The organism is Mucilaginibacter corticis (assembly GCF_007558865.1).
GTDB classification, from domain to species: domain Bacteria; phylum Bacteroidota; class Bacteroidia; order Sphingobacteriales; family Sphingobacteriaceae; genus Mucilaginibacter; species Mucilaginibacter corticis.
In genome coordinates, this window is record NZ_VLPK01000002.1 from 223,390 (window position 1) to 238,999 (window position 15,610).

Consider the following 15,610-nt stretch of genomic DNA (forward strand, 5'->3'; position numbering starts at 1 on the left):
ATTAATAATATTTAAGGGCTATGGCCCGGTGACCCGTAAGAGAGATCTTGCGGGTTTTTTTGTGGCGAAAAAATCTCAAAAAACGCCCTAATAACGCTAAAAACAAAGAAATCTTACCGGTAAACATCATTCATTTAAGTTAAATGGATTTTCTTTATATGAATTTACCCTTGTTCATTTTGTTCATTTTACAACTAAATGGAGTATTAAGCGTATAAATTACTTATATTGAAATAATTATTTAACCTATAGTTACCGGCATTAACCAGCCATTTTTTGAGAAACAACCCATTTTAAAGTCTGGATTTTTTGTTTGGGCCATATTTTACTGTTATTAATTCTACACTATTGAAAACGTTTTTGCAAAAACTGCTCTTGTTAGTGTGCCTGTTTGGCGCGTTGGGGTATGGTAAAGCCTATGCAACACCTACCATTACGCTTACAAGCCCGGCCGCTGTAACTGTTTTGCCGGGCGGGACTTTTACAATAACGGCTACAATAACAAAATTTTTGACTACATTAAATTTAAGTAATGTCACTCTTACCGTGCCACCATCGTCTGTCATAAGTAATACTATAACAGGTAGTACTTATTCTTATAGTTCTGGCCCGTTAACAGTTTCAACAACACCGGGAACTTATTTGTATCAATTAACAGCTACTGATGCTGGCGGTTTAGGAGGAGGAATGTCTGGCAATACAACAATTACGGTTACTGTTTCAAAAACATACAACTGGAACGGAGCAGGTACTTCATTTTCTACTGGTACTAATTGGACACCGACAGGGCCACCTACTGCTAACGACATCGCTCAAATTGGAGTGCTAACTTATGCCAGCGGGACAAATCAGCCAAGCATTGGGACAAGTACAGGTGTATTCCAATTGGTACTTGGTCCTAATAACACGCCGGCGCTAACAATTGGTTCGACCGCAACATTATCCGTTGGTAATGATGCAATCGTAAACGCAAGTACCAATGCGTCGTTGGTCGGTGCGGGGGCTTTGTCGGTTAGCGGCAATTTTACCAACGGTACAGGGTCAAACTTTTCAATAACGTCAAATGGTTTGCTCACTGTTAAAAACAGTTTTACCAATAACAGCACCGCTACGTTTACGGGTACGTCAAGCAGTACAGTTAACATTGCCGGCGGCACCCAAACAATTACCAATTTAAATACAACTGCCAGCCCAACTGTTAAATTTGGCAACGTAATATTTGCAGGCGGTACAAAAACTTTTGCGGCAGGTGGCTATTACAGTGTAGCGGCAGGCAGTACCATGCTTGTAGGTACGTCAACAACGGTAATTATCCCTAACTCTTCGCCAACTAATTATACGCATTTGGTTTTTTTAACAGATCTGGTTAGCCCTTATGTAAATTATGCGCAAATAGCTACCATTCCAAGCGGTTCAAGCATACAGGGAAATATAGATTACCCGGTTAACTTTACAGGCGGTGCAGGCTATCGTAATTACCGGTCAATGGCCTCGCCGGTTTATGATAATACTACAACTTATTCTGCCAGTAATGGTACTTATAAATATAGTAACCTGAAAAGTACATTTATCATTACAGGTACGGGCGGTGCTACAAATGGGTTTGATCTGTCAAGCAATAATGGTTCTACCATCAAAACCTATGTTCCGGCAACTAATGGCTATACGTTTCTTCCCAACTTAACAAGCCCTACCAGTGTTGCTACGACAGGCGTAGGATTTTACATGTATTTCCGCGGTAACCGTACCCCAACAGGTACAACAACGGCGGCAGACTTTTTTGGCTCAAAAACCAACAAAGTTCTTGGCGGCGGTTCATACGCAATACCAGAAGCCAATATGGTTTATACTTATACAGGCATACCTAACCAGGGAAATGTGACAACCGATTTTGGAACACTTGCGTCAGGGGCAACTAATAAGAATTACTATTTTATGGCTAATCCATACGCGGCGACGCTTGATTTTGATCAGGTTTACACTTCAAATCCTTATTTATATATTGATGCTACTTTATCAATTCTTGGGTATCCAATTTTCCCTCAATGTTATATCTGGAATCCGCCGACTGCCAGTTATATCATATACGACTCTAAAAATCCGACAGCGTCGCCGGGTAAAAGATATATTGTGCCCGGGCAAGGCTTTTTTGTACGGGCAAATACTTCAAATACGCTTCTTAATGTTTCACCAACCACAATTACTATAACAGAAAGTATGAAAAGCGTCGGCAGCAACAGCAATGCTGGGCGTTACTTAAATTCGGCACCAGCACAGGCATCTGCCGAACCACCAATTATGCGTTTACAGGCTTACAAAAACGAAAATTTTAACGAGGAAATAGGAATAGTACTAAACAGTACATCTAAAGATTCTTTAGATAACGGTGATGGCGGCCACTTGGAATGGACCAATATGATCCTGTCGACCATTACACCCGATAACCAGTACCTCTCTATCGACAAAAGATCTATCAAAGAAAAAAGAAAGATCATTCCTTTATACATCAATTCGGCTACCGATAGCATTTATACTTTTAAAACCATGTACAGCAGCGCGGTCATGAAAGCCAACTACCGGGTTTGGCTGCGTGATCATTTAACCGGCGACAGTATTGATATAGCACATAATAATTATGATTTCCGTATCGATCTGACAAACACGGCAACCGTGGGCAGCAAACGTTTCGACCTGGTTTTGGTGCAAACCCCGCCGCCTGCCACTGTACTTACATTTAGCGGCAAGCTGAATGCCGATAAAAAAGGAGTTTTAAACTGGCAAACCAGTGCGTATGTGCCCGGTGTTACTTATCAGCTGCAACGAAGTGCAGACAGCATTAACTTTGTAAATATTGACGCGGCGCTTGTGCCGGCCGACAGCATCGTCAACAATAATTATCAATATATTGATGACAAGATCAACCCGGGCAAAAACTATTACCGGTTGATACAAACAGACCTGTTTAACAACCAGGTAATTTCAAGTACGGTCATGCTTGATAATTCGGGCATAACCGTGAGCGAAAAGGAAGTAAAAGGCATTATGCTTTATCCTAACCCGGTAGTGACAAATAGCTTTAATATTATAAGCGAGAAGACTTATTCCGGTAAAATTACTTTGACCATTTACAACAGTAACAGTACCGTGGTAGGCAAAAACACATTTACACAATTAGACTCGACCACACCTATCCAGGAAAATGTAGGTCAGCTTAAAACCGGTGTTTACGTAGCCGAAGTGAAGGTAGACGACACGGTGATCTGCGGTATTAAATTCATTAAGCAATAGGTGGGTTGACTTGTCCTTTATTTCATCGGTATTGTGATAACAACCAGCGTAGAAAAGCCCGGGATGAAAACATACCGGGCTTTTTTATAATATTAGTTAAATCTAATTATATCGATTTAATTGTATTTGAAGTCGGAGAAATATAGTTGCGCCTGTTATTGCCTCTTGGTCCGCGGCCGCCTGCAGGTGCTGCGGATGATGGTGCAAAGCTCAACTGATCCAACACGCCGGTAACCACTTTAGGCAGATCGTCAATGTTCTTTTGTGTATTGCGGTGCACTTCGCCTACGCCAAAACCACGCCATACAATTTCTTTGCTGCGACGATCGATCAGGTCGATAATTAAAGTGCCTTCTTTATAGTGTTCCTGGCCTACGCCCATGCCGCCATACATAAATGGCGCGCCATAAGCATAATAGTATGGGCGGTACCAACCACCCCAGCCGCCCCAGCCACCGTATCCAAAGCCCCAGCCTAAACCAAAGCCCGGGTAAAAGCCACCGGGATAGTAATCAGGATAATAGTAAGTACGGGTGCCACGGCCAACTACGCTTGAGTAGCTAATGATCAGATCAGGGTTGCGCTGGTTTAATGTCAGGCCTTTGCCTACTAAGGATGCGGTAGCGGCATCTTTTATTTTGGCATCGGCAACCATACTTCCGCTTGCGTTATCCCCTTTTGTCCTTCCCGCCGGCATCCATGCAAAAGTGTGGTAATTGCTCAAATTGGTGCGGTTTAGTCCGGCAACATAATAATCATAACTGGTACAGGCAGACAGGCCCGATATAAACAGCATTACCAGCAATACATAGATCGATCTTTTCATGGCTAATTATCCCTCTTCATTTTTAGTAATTGTTAGACTAATATGGTATAAAAGGTTTAACGCTAAATTAAGTTTTTTGAACTTAATTTTTGACTTTATTTAGGCGCAAACATGTTATTACTTACCCCGCTATGACAGGGCGCAGATCAGGCGACTCTCATTCGTGTTTTAAAGGGGTATTATTACCTTTGCAGCCATGATCGATATAATACTTAAGAAGGGGAAGGAAAAGGCAGTGCTGCAACGCCATCCGTGGGTTTTTTCGGGGGCGATAGAGCATGTTAAGGGCAAGCCAGCTAACGGCGATATTGTGAAGCTGATAAACGCCAAAGGCGATTTTGTGGCTTACGGTTTTTATAATGATCAGTCGAGAGTTGCCTTGCGCTTGCTGGAGTGGGATGAGAGTGTCGCCGTTGATGAAGATTGGTTTCGCCATAAAGTGGCAGATGCCGTAGCCGGGCGAAATGAATTATTAAGCACGGGCGCTACCAACACCTGCAGGCTCATCTTCAGCGAATCTGATTACCTGCCGGGATTGATCGTTGATAAATATGCCGATCATCTGGCCGTGCAGGTACTAACATCAGGCATTGAAAAAATGATGCCCGTAATCATTGATGAACTACAGCGCCTGTTAAACCCTAAAAGTATTTTCGACAAGAGTGATGCGTCTTCAAGACAGCACGAAGGCCTGGAAACCACCAACGTTGTTTTACTTGGCGATGCCCCGCCTGAATCGGTAGAGGTCAAAGAAAATAACATCTTGTATAATATCAACATAGCCGAAGGCCAGAAATCAGGCTTTTACTGCGATCAGCGCGATAACCGTAGAATTGTTGCCGGCTATACCAAAGGCAAAAAGGTGCTTGATTGCTTTAGCTATACCGGTGGCTTTACCTTGAACGCCCTGCAAAACGGCGCGGCATCGGTTACCAGCGTAGATAGTTCTGCCTTAGCCATTGAGACATTAAAAGAGAACATAAAATTAAATAAGCTCGATGCCGGTAAACACACGGCCATCCAATCGGACGTAAACAAGCAATTACGCGCGTTTAAAGACTGTGGAGAATTGTTTGATATCATTGTGCTCGATCCACCGAAATATGCGCCGTCACGCTCAGCATTAGACAGGGCCGCAAGAGCCTATAAAGACCTGAACAGGCTGGGCATGCTATTGCTCAACAGCGGCGGTTTACTGGCAACTTATTCATGTTCGGGCGCTATGGATCTGGAAACCTTTAAGCAGGTCATTGCCTGGGCCGCGTTAGATGCCGGTAAACAGGTACAGTTTATCAACCAGTTTTGCCAACCCGAAGACCATCCCGTAAGGTCATCATTCCCTGAAGGGGAGTATTTGAAAGGGTTGTTGTGCAGGGTGGTTTAAAGTTAGTGATTAGAGATTAGTTAATTAGAGATTAGGCCTGTCAGCGACAAATAAAAGGGCGATAAGTTTTAATACTTATCGCCCTTTTAGTAAATAGTATAATTACTAATCACTGATCACCAATCACTAACCCTCAATCAAACTTCACACCGCCATAGCTTGATTTGATGGTGATAACCTTGTCGTTATCGCCTTTGCCAATGTGTCCCTTGTAGTTTTTGGTCGACGTGTAGCCGCGTTCGTTATCAGGCGTTTTGCTGGTTACGTTTACATTATTGTTATTGTATGAAAACTCGCCGTAATGTGTGGTCACATCAAAATCTGTATTAAGAGCACCTAAAGAACCCAGTTTTACCGGCGAATAGCTTGAATTTACATTTAATGTTTTTAAGCCTTTGCCTACGTCGCTAATTTGCAGGCTGCCATATTTTAAGTCGATACTGCCTGTTGATGTAAGCCTGGTTATTTTAATAGGGCTGTAACTAATTGTCGCGTCCAGTTTATCGGCTTCTCCTAAATCAAGGCTGCCGTATGATATTTTTACTTGCCCGCCGGTTATGCTGCCTATCTTGGCACCGCCATAGCTTATCACAAAAACGTTATCGGTATTTGTTAATGCTTTGGCTACCAGGCTACCGTAACTGCTTTTAATATTAAGCCTTCCATCAAGGTCAGGCAGGTTTATGCCGCCGTATTTATTGGTTAATGTAAGCGCGGTTTTGGCAGGCATATACACCGTATAATTGATCTCCACTTTATGAGTTTTTGATTTTCCGTTTTGCGTCAGGACACCCCACCAGCTTGATACCTGGTTTACTTCGGTTTTAAATGAAGCTACGTTTCCGCTCTTATCACTACTGATGTTGGTTTGATCCAATATTTTCTGAGCGTCGGCTTCATCATTGGCGGACGCCTCGATAGCAACATCAACCTTTACCTCGTTCTTGTTCCAGGTAGTTACATCAACCTTGCCATAACTGTTGTCAATTTGGATCATGTCGTTAGCGTCAATAGGGTAACTTTTGGTAAAAGTTTTGCTTTTTTTGATAACGTCGCCTTCCGGGTTATCAGCTTCACTTTTATTATTGGTGTAGGTAACTGTTTTGGTCACAGTTTTTGCATAAGTATTGGTGCCGGCATCGGGCGCTGCGGTTTGCGCATTCGCGATACCGGTGGTCGCCAAGCTGATCCACGCAGCGAAAGCGGTTTTATATACTCTTGATTTCATTTTTCTGTTGATTTTTAAATTCGTTAAATTGTTCGATAACATTTAGTTGCTGATTAAGCACCTCTGTTTGAACCTGCAAGTTCCGGAGCATTGCACGTAAAACAGCTTCCTGGTTAGGGCTGGTAGCCAAATCTTTATTTAGTTTTCTATAGGTCGAATCCATTTTTGTAAGCTCGGCGGTAAACTCGTGGTAAAGCTGTGGGTCGGCCTTTGCTATACTTTTAAGCTCGGTACGTTTACTGGCAATAAGCGATGCGTAGTGTACTTGTTGCCTGGCATATTCAGGGTTAATTGTTGCCAGGTTAATGGTGGCAGGTTTTGAGCTTTTTAAATAGATAAAAAAACAAGCGCTCATTGCTACAAATACTATAGCGGCAACCCTTAATACAAACCCTAACGAAAAGGTTTTAGCCTCATGCTTTTGTTCTGTAAATTCTTGAGGTAGCCCTGCTTCAATTTCGTTCCATAAACCGGCGCCTGGTTCAAGGTCGTCAAATTCATGGCGGTTGTTATTTATAAAATCCTCTAATCGCTTGCTCATTGTACTATTCCCTTCCTGTTTAAAATCTCGCTCAGCTTTCTTTTAGCCCTTAAAAATTGTGTTCTTGATGTATTTTCTGTTATGTTTAATATCTGCCCTATCTCTTCGTGATCATAGCCTTCAATAAGGTATAATGATATTACCTGTTTGTAACCCTCGGGCAATTCACTCATGGCCTGTTTTATATGCGCTACTTTGTATTGGATATCCTCATCGCCGTCGTCCTGCTCGTCGTCAATTAGATCATGTACCTCGTCGCCTAATTCCACCAGTTCTACCTTTCGTTTTCGTAACAGGTTGATAGACCGGCTTACCACGATCTGTTTAAGCCATAGGCCAAACGTGGTTTCCTGCCTGAAATCATGGATCCGCTTAAAAGCATCTAAAAACGATTCCTGCAAAACATCCTCAGCTTCGGCGACATTGCCCACTATCCTAAAGGCCACGTTCAGCATGGCTTTAGCATATAGTTTGTACAATTCATAGCAAGCCTTTTTACTGCCTTGCTTACATTCAACCACCAGGTTGTAATGCTTGTCGATGAATAAGGTGGTATCCAAGTTTTTGATTAGCTTTCAGAATATAAGACAGTGCTTATTTACAGATGTTGCATGAAAATAAAATATTTGTGAAATAAGAGTGAATTTAGGAAAACATCCGCTTGTTTTTTGCTAATCAGTGACACTCGGTCGTTGCTCAAGCAATTGCGTTGTTGCTTATTTATTAGTCGCTTGGTGACGCTCTTGGCCGCTAAGGCCAGTTACGTTTTTCGCAGGTTGTTTGTTTTTTTAAGGTACTCAAGAGGGCTACGCCGTCACCTTAGATGCAAAGTAACCAAACATCAAGCCAATTCGATCGCTTCATCCGCACAGGCCAGACACCCGGCCCGGCGAATTGGCAGACCTTACCCGCATTCTTTGAATTTTTACAGATACGAAATTTGGGGTTCTAACTGGAATGTCAGACGAAAAGCTTCAGATGAAAGCAGGTAAAACAATGTCGGGCATTGCGGCTGTAAGGGCATTGGTAACTTTGCCCGGAACGCCGGCCCTGTGCGACACCTGGGGCAAAAGGACCGGGCCCTCGGTTTTACTTGTTTTGCAGGGCAAAGGCCAAGAGCGCAAGAAGCATATCGGATGGCTTGATTTTTTGGTCCTTTTTCATCTAAGGAAAAAGGACTAGGACTTAGCGGCCATGAGCGTTACCAAGCGATAGCAAGCGTGTAACAAATGCTTAATGTAGAGTTCGGATATTATGTGATTTCTTTACAGGCTTGCGCCAATAATTAATCAATAAAAAAAATCCAACACCCACCCAACGTTTGGCAAAATTGATACGATGATGCAATAAAGACCATTAAATCAATTAGAACCATGAAAAAGTTAACTTTTACCATGCTCGCCGCAATATTGGCATTTTTTATTATCCAGGGGTGTAATAAAGATATGCAGCCCGTAATTAGCGCGAGCAAAATTAAAGCTGAAAAACTCGAAGTTAAAGTTGGCGAGCTTGATACGTTTGTCTATACCGGGGCTACTAATACTGACTCAGTCAAATGGACAATCACGCCGATAAATACTTCTATCGGTACAAAGGCAAATGTCGCGCGCATTGTTTTTAATAAAGTGGGTATTTACGTAGTAACTGCGGGGAAAGCCGGCGAAGTTCCGTCAAGAATTGCTATTAAGGTAGATCCGGCTGATCCTATTATTCCCCCTGTAGATACCGTTAAAACTCCGGCTGATACAACCACTTATGTGCCTTTAACAGGTGATAAAATTACCTTAAGTTTTAGTGCAGGCCGTAATGTAAACGGTGGTGATACAGTAGTTTTTAACCTAAGTGCCATTACAACTAATACTTATTGCTCAAGAGGTGTACTTCAATATCAATATAACAGGCCAACAGTTAACGGAGTTGTTGGTTACAAAGTTGATTTTTTAAATGTCAGAGAGCCAAAAGTTTGTTCAAACACGCCTGATGTACCAATGGCAGTAAGTAATATTGGTGGTGTAAGGCTTGCTGTTGGCAGTTATCCGCTAATAATTACCCTAAACGGTACAACTTACACCGGCAGCATAGTGGTATCAGAAACACAGGTTACTATAGATTGGAATTATACTACAGGTGTTGTTATGCCTTACAAAGTATTGGATAGGCCGCTATAAAATGTACCAGCATGTACCGCACTGTGCCATGGTGTACTACGTGTACCATGGCACACGTACAGGCTGTCAGTGTGTTATTCTTTTTGCGTGGATATACTTTAAAATAACGATACGCCTATCGCTTAAAACTTACAATTGATAGAATAAAATCATGAAAAAATTATCCTTTACCATATTTGTCGCTTTATTGGCGTTTTTTATTATCCAAGGGTGTGAAAAGGCGCAATTGACAGATCTTGGAGTGGGAACAAAAATAATAGCTTCTAAAACCCAAATTGCTCAATTAGATCTGGATACGCTGCTTTTTACAGGGGCTGGTGTTACAGATTCGGTTAAGTGGAGCGTAACCCCCGAAGGCAAAAGTGTTATTCAAAGCAAAGGAAATACCGCTGTAATTTATTTTATTGATTTAGGAAATTATACTGTAAGCGCTCAAAAAGCAAGCGGAGGCGAAGTTAAAACCAAATCAATAAATGTTGTGCCTCACCAGGCTCCTCCTTTTGTATCTGATCCCGGTACCACTAACACTACCGTATCAACTTCAAATAATTCAGATACTACTGAGTATATACCAATAACCGGCGATATAAATGTAAGTCCTGATTTCTATCGCATACCAACAGGCGATAGTGTACAGGTAAATTTTAGTCTTCAAACAGTTAACAAATATTGTTCAAGAGGAATTATCGAGTACACATCAATACTTGATGCTGCTAAAAACTATAGTTTAGATATCGGAAAAATCAGGGCTCCGAAAAACTGTGCTGGCTCATTATCACCTGATATGCAGGTATGGGCAGGCTATATTTTTAAAAGGAAACTCCTTGGCTTAGGTACACATCAAATTTCCATTACCTATAATGGAACAACCTACACCGGCACAATAATAGTAAATACAACCAATATAATAATTAACTGGAATTATACGTCGGGTGTGATTATGTTAACCCACGTAATTAATGGGTAGCGTGGGGGAGAGGTTCCGGCTATTGCCGGAACCTTATTTTAAACCCGACCTTGCTTATTCCTGCCCGGGTGTTACCCAGCTTTGAAATGAGCCTGTTTCAAATTGAATTGTCCCCGTTTTATCATCATAAGTTGCCTTTGATAACAAAGGGATTGGCATGGGTATTTTCGACTGATCTGCATGATGTGTTGCGTTATATACCGATTGTACGTCTAAAAGCTTTCTTTTATGCGAATTAATCATCATGTTTCCCATACTTAGTTTCACAACAGGTAATTGTTTATAATTTATGACGGGATACATAAACGGAGGTTTTTGCTTTGCAAAATTAATGGCCATTCCATATTGTTCTAAAAAATTAAAGTTGGCTTTGCTGTACATCAATTTCTTTCCCGGGAAAGCAAGCGACCCTATTGTTACTTTATGGTGTGATCTAAGATCTTCAATTTCCATGGTTACCCAACTGTGCTCGTAATCGCTCCAGGCAAACATCAGATCTTTATCCATAAAATTTTCAGCGACCGGTTTTCCCGGTACGTATCCTGATTTAAATAGCTTGATGCGGTATAAACCTTTATTCCATTTAAATTTATTGCGCACACCAATAAAATCACCCTCGCCATCGCTGCTATCGTAGTAGCCGGTTGTTTTTAATGCTCCCTTATTTCGCTCCAGCCAGCGGGAAAAAATACCGCCCCTGCCTATTCCAATATCCCCGCCGCCATTTATGGGTTTGCCGCCAGAATGGGTTTGCATACCGCAATAAAATTGCATTTTATTAATGGTGGCATCAGCAATACAGATATATAAATTATAATCGTCGGGTATTTCTGTTTGCACATCCACATCTACCGATAGGCTTTTAAACTCAAATTCTGCAGTATCCAGTTTAACATACGTATCTACAAAATGCAAAGGAGCCAGAATAATGCTGTCTGGATAAATATTATTTGATTGCAATTTCTTTTTTGTTTCCTGGTATATATCAGTGTTTTCGTATTTCTTTTTCAGTTGTTCTTTGGTGGTATCTTGTTGCTGGCCTAAAGCAACGCAATGTATCGTGGCAATAAGCAAAATTAGCAGGCGATGTTTTTTCATATGGTTTAGGTTAAAAATAACCTAACTACTTTATCGGATATATATAGGCTATTAATCCAAAGGTATAACTTTCATTTTATAACTATATTTACATTGCATATTTGAATATTTAGTTGTGAAAATAATTCTGTTGTTTCTTATATTAATATCTGTTACCGGTAATTGTTATAGCCAAAATAATGCTTTAAAAGCATCATATCCTTTCGACTTAGAAACTTTAAAGACGCTATCTGATAATCGTGTACAATATGATTCTGTAGCTCCTATGTATTTGGCGGGCGGTTTTACGTATGTGAATACCAAGTCAAAGTTACCGGTAGTTAAAAAGAAGTTTGAAGAAGCCTATCCGTTTGTACGCGATTTTGGATTAGTCAAAGTAGATGGAAAATATGGAATTATTAATCGGCATGGGGACTTTGTAGTTAAGCCAACTTTTCCACAATTTCAATTGGTTTGGAATGTAAATTATGGTGTATGGTTAGACATAGACCGTTACTTCTCCTTTATTCAAGGCAAGTTAATATATGAGCCGGAGATACTATGTTCTGAACCGGCAGGTCCTCAGCTATACTGTTATAAACAGGGTAAAAAATTTGGCTTAATATTCAAACACGATACTATTAAAAAGCCAATTTTTGATTCTATTTATGCAAACACCGACAGAATTGCAATAGTTAGCCTATCTGGCAAAATTGGTATCATAGATCACACTGGAAAAGTTTTGAACAAGCTTAATTATAATAGCTATGCAGGCCCTACAGGCTACAAAGGGATACTAAAATTTGCTCTGAAACAAAAAGATACATGGCATTATTTCAATCAAAACAAAAAACTTTTTGAAAGTAAGTTCCAGCCGGCTTTTTCTGACGGAGTTTTTTTAGTACGTGTAGATAAACGTTATAATTATTTAGACGAGGAGGGAAATCTCGCACTTTCCAAAAATTACAAATGGATATCCAATTACGGGGATATAGCCATTAATGAAAATGATAAGATTGTTTTTTTACTTAAAGGAAAAAAAGTGCTAACCTACTACTAAGTTAAGAGATGTACCATATTGTATCATGAAAACTACGTCAGGAAATTAACTATTTTATTGTCAGTTAATTGCAAAAACAGGTGTACCAACTGTTCCATCTGTCACACATTCGCGTGGAACAGACACCAAACAAACAGTTGCTTTAATGACCAATAACTATTTAAGCTCATCCAAAACCCTGAACATCTTTTCCCGTATTGCTTTGCCCGGTCCGTTGTAGTTGTTTACCATAATGCTGAACACCAATTCGCGGCCCTGGTGGGTTTGATAGCCGGTATAGGCCTGCACGTTATGGATGCTGCCACTTTTCATGTGCATGTCATTGTAAATGGGCAGGCTCTCATAAAAATCATTAAACCAGGCTTCTTTTTTTGCCGATTGCATGATGGTTGCCACTGTCATGGTAGTGATCCTGTCCTCGGGAGACAAGCCGCAGCCATCAATCATATCCATCGAATTAACATCTATACCACGCGCCTTCCAAAAGCTTTGCACAGCGGCAACGCCGTTAGGTGTCGTCACCGCTGTCCCGGCTTTGGCGGCAATGGCTTTCAGCAATTCTTCGGCATACAGGTTAAGGCTTTTGCGGTTGGTCCAGTATACGATCTGGTTCAGGCTGGGCGATGTCAGCGTGGTAAGTGTAGCGGTCATCTCCGGTGTCTGCACACCTTTGGCCGTCAGGCTCAGGCTTGATTCGGCAGCACCCGTAACTATGATACCCAGCCGTCTTAAAGTATCCAGCAGTCTGAACGCGGCATCATAAGCAGGATCAGGGTATGCGGCCGATACCAGTTTCTTTGTTTGATCGACAGCATAAGTGCCACGCAGGTACATGATATTGGTCAAGCCTGTAGGTAAATATGGGTAAGCGTTATCGCCCGTGCCGGCAGCAGCGTTGGTTAGCTCGCTCTTAAAAGTAAGGTAAGGGACGGCCGGCGTAGTGCCCGCCACTTTAATAGCCGTACCCACGGGGCCGGTTTTCAGGTTGATATCAAACTGGTTCTCATGCCAGCAAAGCGCGGTGGCGCCTGCGCCGTAATAAGTGCCCAGGTCCTGCCAGATCCAGCCGTCGGGTATAGTTTGCGTGCCGTACAGGCTGTCATCGCCAATAATACGTCCGTTTATCTTTTTGATGCCTGCTTTTTTAAGCGCAGTAACCAATGCGTTAAGCACAAAGCTTTGAGTGGTGTTTTCCCAGCGCAAGCTGCCCAGGGTTGGGTCGCCGGTACCTTTAATGATCAGGTCGCCGTTTAATGTGCCATCAGTTATGGTACCGCTGTAGCCAAAGGGGGTTTGATATTTAAAATCCTTGCCCAATAAGTTAAAGGCGGTAATGGTGGTCACCGTTTTTAAGGTAGATCCTGGAGCCAAACCTACATTCGGGTTGCTTGTAAATATTTGTTCGCCCGTCTTGACGTCCAATACAGTCAGCGATGCGAGGGCGTATTTACATTGGCTGTCGGCCTGCAAACGGCTAAAGGCTGCTGATAGTTTTTGCTGTAAAGAGGTTTGTGCCCAAGCCTGGCTAAATATCAATAATAAACTAAACAGGGCTATCAGCGGGCGCTTCATCTTTTGCAACATACTTTGTTATATAATAAATGGGGATGCCTATCAACACAATGATCAGGCCCGGCCAGGTAAATTGTGGTTTGTAGATGATCAGCAATACACAAAACGCCAAACCCATCAGCATGTAAACGGCAGGTAATACCGGGTAGCCAAATGCCTTGTAGGGGCGGGGCATATCCGGGCGTTGTATCCGCAGGATATAGATACCCAAAATGGTAAGCACATAAAATATTACTACTACAAATGATATCATATCGAGCAGGTCGCCATATTTACCGCTAAGGCATAAAATACAGGCTACAACGCATTGGATCCATAAACCGAAGCTTGGTACCGCAAACTTATTTAAAGTGCCTGTGCGCTTAAAGAACAGGCCATCCTTGGCCATGGTATAATATACACGTGCACCTGCAAGGATAAGGCCATTGTTACAGCCAAAGGTTGATATCATGATCATGACCGCGATAACCACAGTACCTATCGGGCCAAAAATAACCTGCGCTGCCGAAACCGCCACCCGGTCTTTCTCGGCCGTCGCAATAGCATCTAAAGGCAAAACACCGGTATAAACAAAGTTGATGCTTACGTAAATGATCGTTACTACTAACGTTCCCAAAAACAAACTCAAACCTATATTGCGTTGCGGGTTGCGCATCTCGCCGGCTATAAAGGTTACATTGTTCCATGCATCGCTGCTGAATATCGATCCTACCATTGATGCCGCAATAGCACCAAGCGCCGCCGCCATAGTATAAGAAGATGTACTGTCTAACTTGTGAATATTCCAGGCATTGGTCCAGTTAGCATGCCATACATCGCCCTTGATCATTATCAAACCAAAAATGATCAGCCCGAATAAACTGGCCAATTTGGTAATGGTGAACAAGTTCTGGATGATCTTGCCGCTCTTCACACCTTTGGTGTTGATATAGGTAAGAAAGATAATAAGCACGATAGAAACACACTGCGCCGCGCTGATCTTGAAATTATAAGTGCCAACCATGGTCGAGAACAGTATATGGTCCTCGCTCACCGCAGGTATTAAATAGGCGGTAAACTTTGAAAATGCTACACCCACTGCCGCTATAGTGCCGGTTTGTATCACCGCGAAGAAGCTCCAACCGTATAAAAAGGCTATCAGCTTATTATAAGCCTCTTTTAAATACACGTATTGCCCGCCTGCTTTAGGGAACATGGCGCTCAGTTCGCCGTAGCTAACGGCGGCGGTAAGGGTCATGAAACCGGTGATGAGCCAAACCGCTATCAACCAGCCCGACGAGCCTACATTGCGGATAATATCGGCACTTACAATAAAAATACCAGAGCCTATCATTGATCCGGCTACGATCATGGTGCCGTCTAATAAGCCTAATGAAGCTTTTAATTTGGTGGGCTCGGTTTGTTTACTCATTCAGTATATGTATTTAAAGTTCTAAACTATTCAAAAAACTTTATAATTGACAGGCTATTGTAAAGAAATTAATTTGTTTAATTTGCAA

At 42.0% G+C, this 15,610-nt stretch carries 13 protein-coding genes; 6 read left to right on the forward strand and 7 right to left on the reverse strand.

The window, feature by feature from the left end:
* Positions 1 to 348: 348 nt before the first annotated feature.
* Positions 349 to 3,288 carry a T9SS type A sorting domain-containing protein gene (locus FO440_RS11665; RefSeq protein ID WP_144248447.1) on the forward strand — a complete coding sequence of 980 codons (2,940 nt, stop codon included), beginning with the start codon at positions 349 to 351 and terminating at the stop codon, positions 3,286 to 3,288.
* Between the two features lie 106 nt (positions 3,289 to 3,394).
* Here the strand turns inward: FO440_RS11665 and FO440_RS11670 are convergent, their stop codons facing one another.
* On the reverse strand, positions 3,395 to 4,114 hold the full coding sequence (locus FO440_RS11670) for a DUF4136 domain-containing protein (protein ID WP_144248448.1): 720 nt from the start codon (positions 4,112 to 4,114) through the stop codon (positions 3,395 to 3,397).
* A gap of 196 nt (positions 4,115 to 4,310) precedes the next feature.
* On the opposite strand from FO440_RS11670, the gene FO440_RS11675 reads away from it, so the two are divergent.
* Complete coding sequence (locus tag FO440_RS11675) at positions 4,311 to 5,498, forward strand: class I SAM-dependent rRNA methyltransferase (protein WP_144248449.1); 1,188 nt, start codon at positions 4,311 to 4,313, stop codon at positions 5,496 to 5,498.
* Between the two features lie 133 nt (positions 5,499 to 5,631).
* On the opposite strand, the gene FO440_RS11680 is transcribed toward FO440_RS11675, so the two are convergent.
* From FO440_RS11680 to FO440_RS11690, 3 genes are read right to left on the reverse strand one after another with little or no spacing between them, the layout of a single operon-like run.
* The gene (locus FO440_RS11680) at positions 5,632 to 6,726 is read right to left on the reverse strand and encodes a hypothetical protein (protein WP_144248450.1); all 1,095 of its coding nucleotides are present in this window, start codon (positions 6,724 to 6,726) and stop codon (positions 5,632 to 5,634) included.
* Positions 6,707 to 7,267, reverse strand: a complete 561-nt coding sequence (locus FO440_RS11685; RefSeq protein WP_144248451.1) for a hypothetical protein — start codon at positions 7,265 to 7,267, stop codon at positions 6,707 to 6,709. Before FO440_RS11685 ends, FO440_RS11680 begins: the two co-directional genes overlap by 20 nt.
* Positions 7,264 to 7,827 (reverse strand): RNA polymerase sigma factor, encoded by a 564-nt coding sequence (locus FO440_RS11690; RefSeq protein ID WP_144248452.1) that lies wholly within the window; start codon positions 7,825 to 7,827, stop codon positions 7,264 to 7,266. Before FO440_RS11690 ends, FO440_RS11685 begins: the two co-directional genes overlap by 4 nt.
* A gap of 397 nt (positions 7,828 to 8,224) precedes the next feature.
* Here FO440_RS11690 and FO440_RS11695 point away from each other — a divergent pair, with 397 nt between their 5' ends.
* From FO440_RS11695 to FO440_RS11705, 3 genes are all read left to right on the forward strand, one after another.
* The gene (locus FO440_RS11695) at positions 8,225 to 8,449 is read left to right on the forward strand and encodes a hypothetical protein (protein WP_144248453.1); all 225 of its coding nucleotides are present in this window, start codon (positions 8,225 to 8,227) and stop codon (positions 8,447 to 8,449) included.
* A gap of 191 nt (positions 8,450 to 8,640) precedes the next feature.
* The gene (locus tag FO440_RS11700; RefSeq protein WP_144248454.1) at positions 8,641 to 9,435 is read left to right on the forward strand and encodes a hypothetical protein; all 795 of its coding nucleotides are present in this window, start codon (positions 8,641 to 8,643) and stop codon (positions 9,433 to 9,435) included.
* A 151-nt stretch (positions 9,436 to 9,586) separates the two neighbouring features.
* Positions 9,587 to 10,402: a hypothetical protein gene (locus FO440_RS11705; protein ID WP_144248455.1), complete on the forward strand. Its 816-nt coding sequence runs from the start codon at positions 9,587 to 9,589 to the stop codon at positions 10,400 to 10,402.
* A 54-nt stretch (positions 10,403 to 10,456) separates the two neighbouring features.
* Here FO440_RS11705 and FO440_RS11710 read toward each other — a convergent pair whose 3' ends face one another.
* Entirely contained in the window at positions 10,457 to 11,500 is a 1,044-nt protein-coding gene (locus tag FO440_RS11710) for a hypothetical protein (RefSeq protein ID WP_144248456.1), read from the reverse strand.
* Between the two features lie 115 nt (positions 11,501 to 11,615).
* Between FO440_RS11710 and FO440_RS11715 the strand changes: the two genes are divergently transcribed.
* The gene (locus tag FO440_RS11715) at positions 11,616 to 12,539 is read left to right on the forward strand and encodes a WG repeat-containing protein (RefSeq protein ID WP_144248457.1); all 924 of its coding nucleotides are present in this window, start codon (positions 11,616 to 11,618) and stop codon (positions 12,537 to 12,539) included.
* Between the two features lie 156 nt (positions 12,540 to 12,695).
* On the opposite strand, the gene dacB is transcribed toward FO440_RS11715, so the two are convergent.
* Both dacB and FO440_RS11725 read right to left on the reverse strand, forming a co-directional pair.
* The gene (gene dacB, locus FO440_RS11720; RefSeq protein ID WP_246104212.1) at positions 12,696 to 14,123 is read right to left on the reverse strand and encodes a D-alanyl-D-alanine carboxypeptidase/D-alanyl-D-alanine endopeptidase; all 1,428 of its coding nucleotides are present in this window, start codon (positions 14,121 to 14,123) and stop codon (positions 12,696 to 12,698) included.
* Positions 14,083 to 15,522 carry an APC family permease gene (locus FO440_RS11725; protein WP_144248458.1) on the reverse strand — a complete coding sequence of 480 codons (1,440 nt, stop codon included), beginning with the start codon at positions 15,520 to 15,522 and terminating at the stop codon, positions 14,083 to 14,085. Before FO440_RS11725 ends, dacB begins: the two co-directional genes overlap by 41 nt.
* Between the last annotated feature and the right edge of the window lie 88 nt (positions 15,523 to 15,610).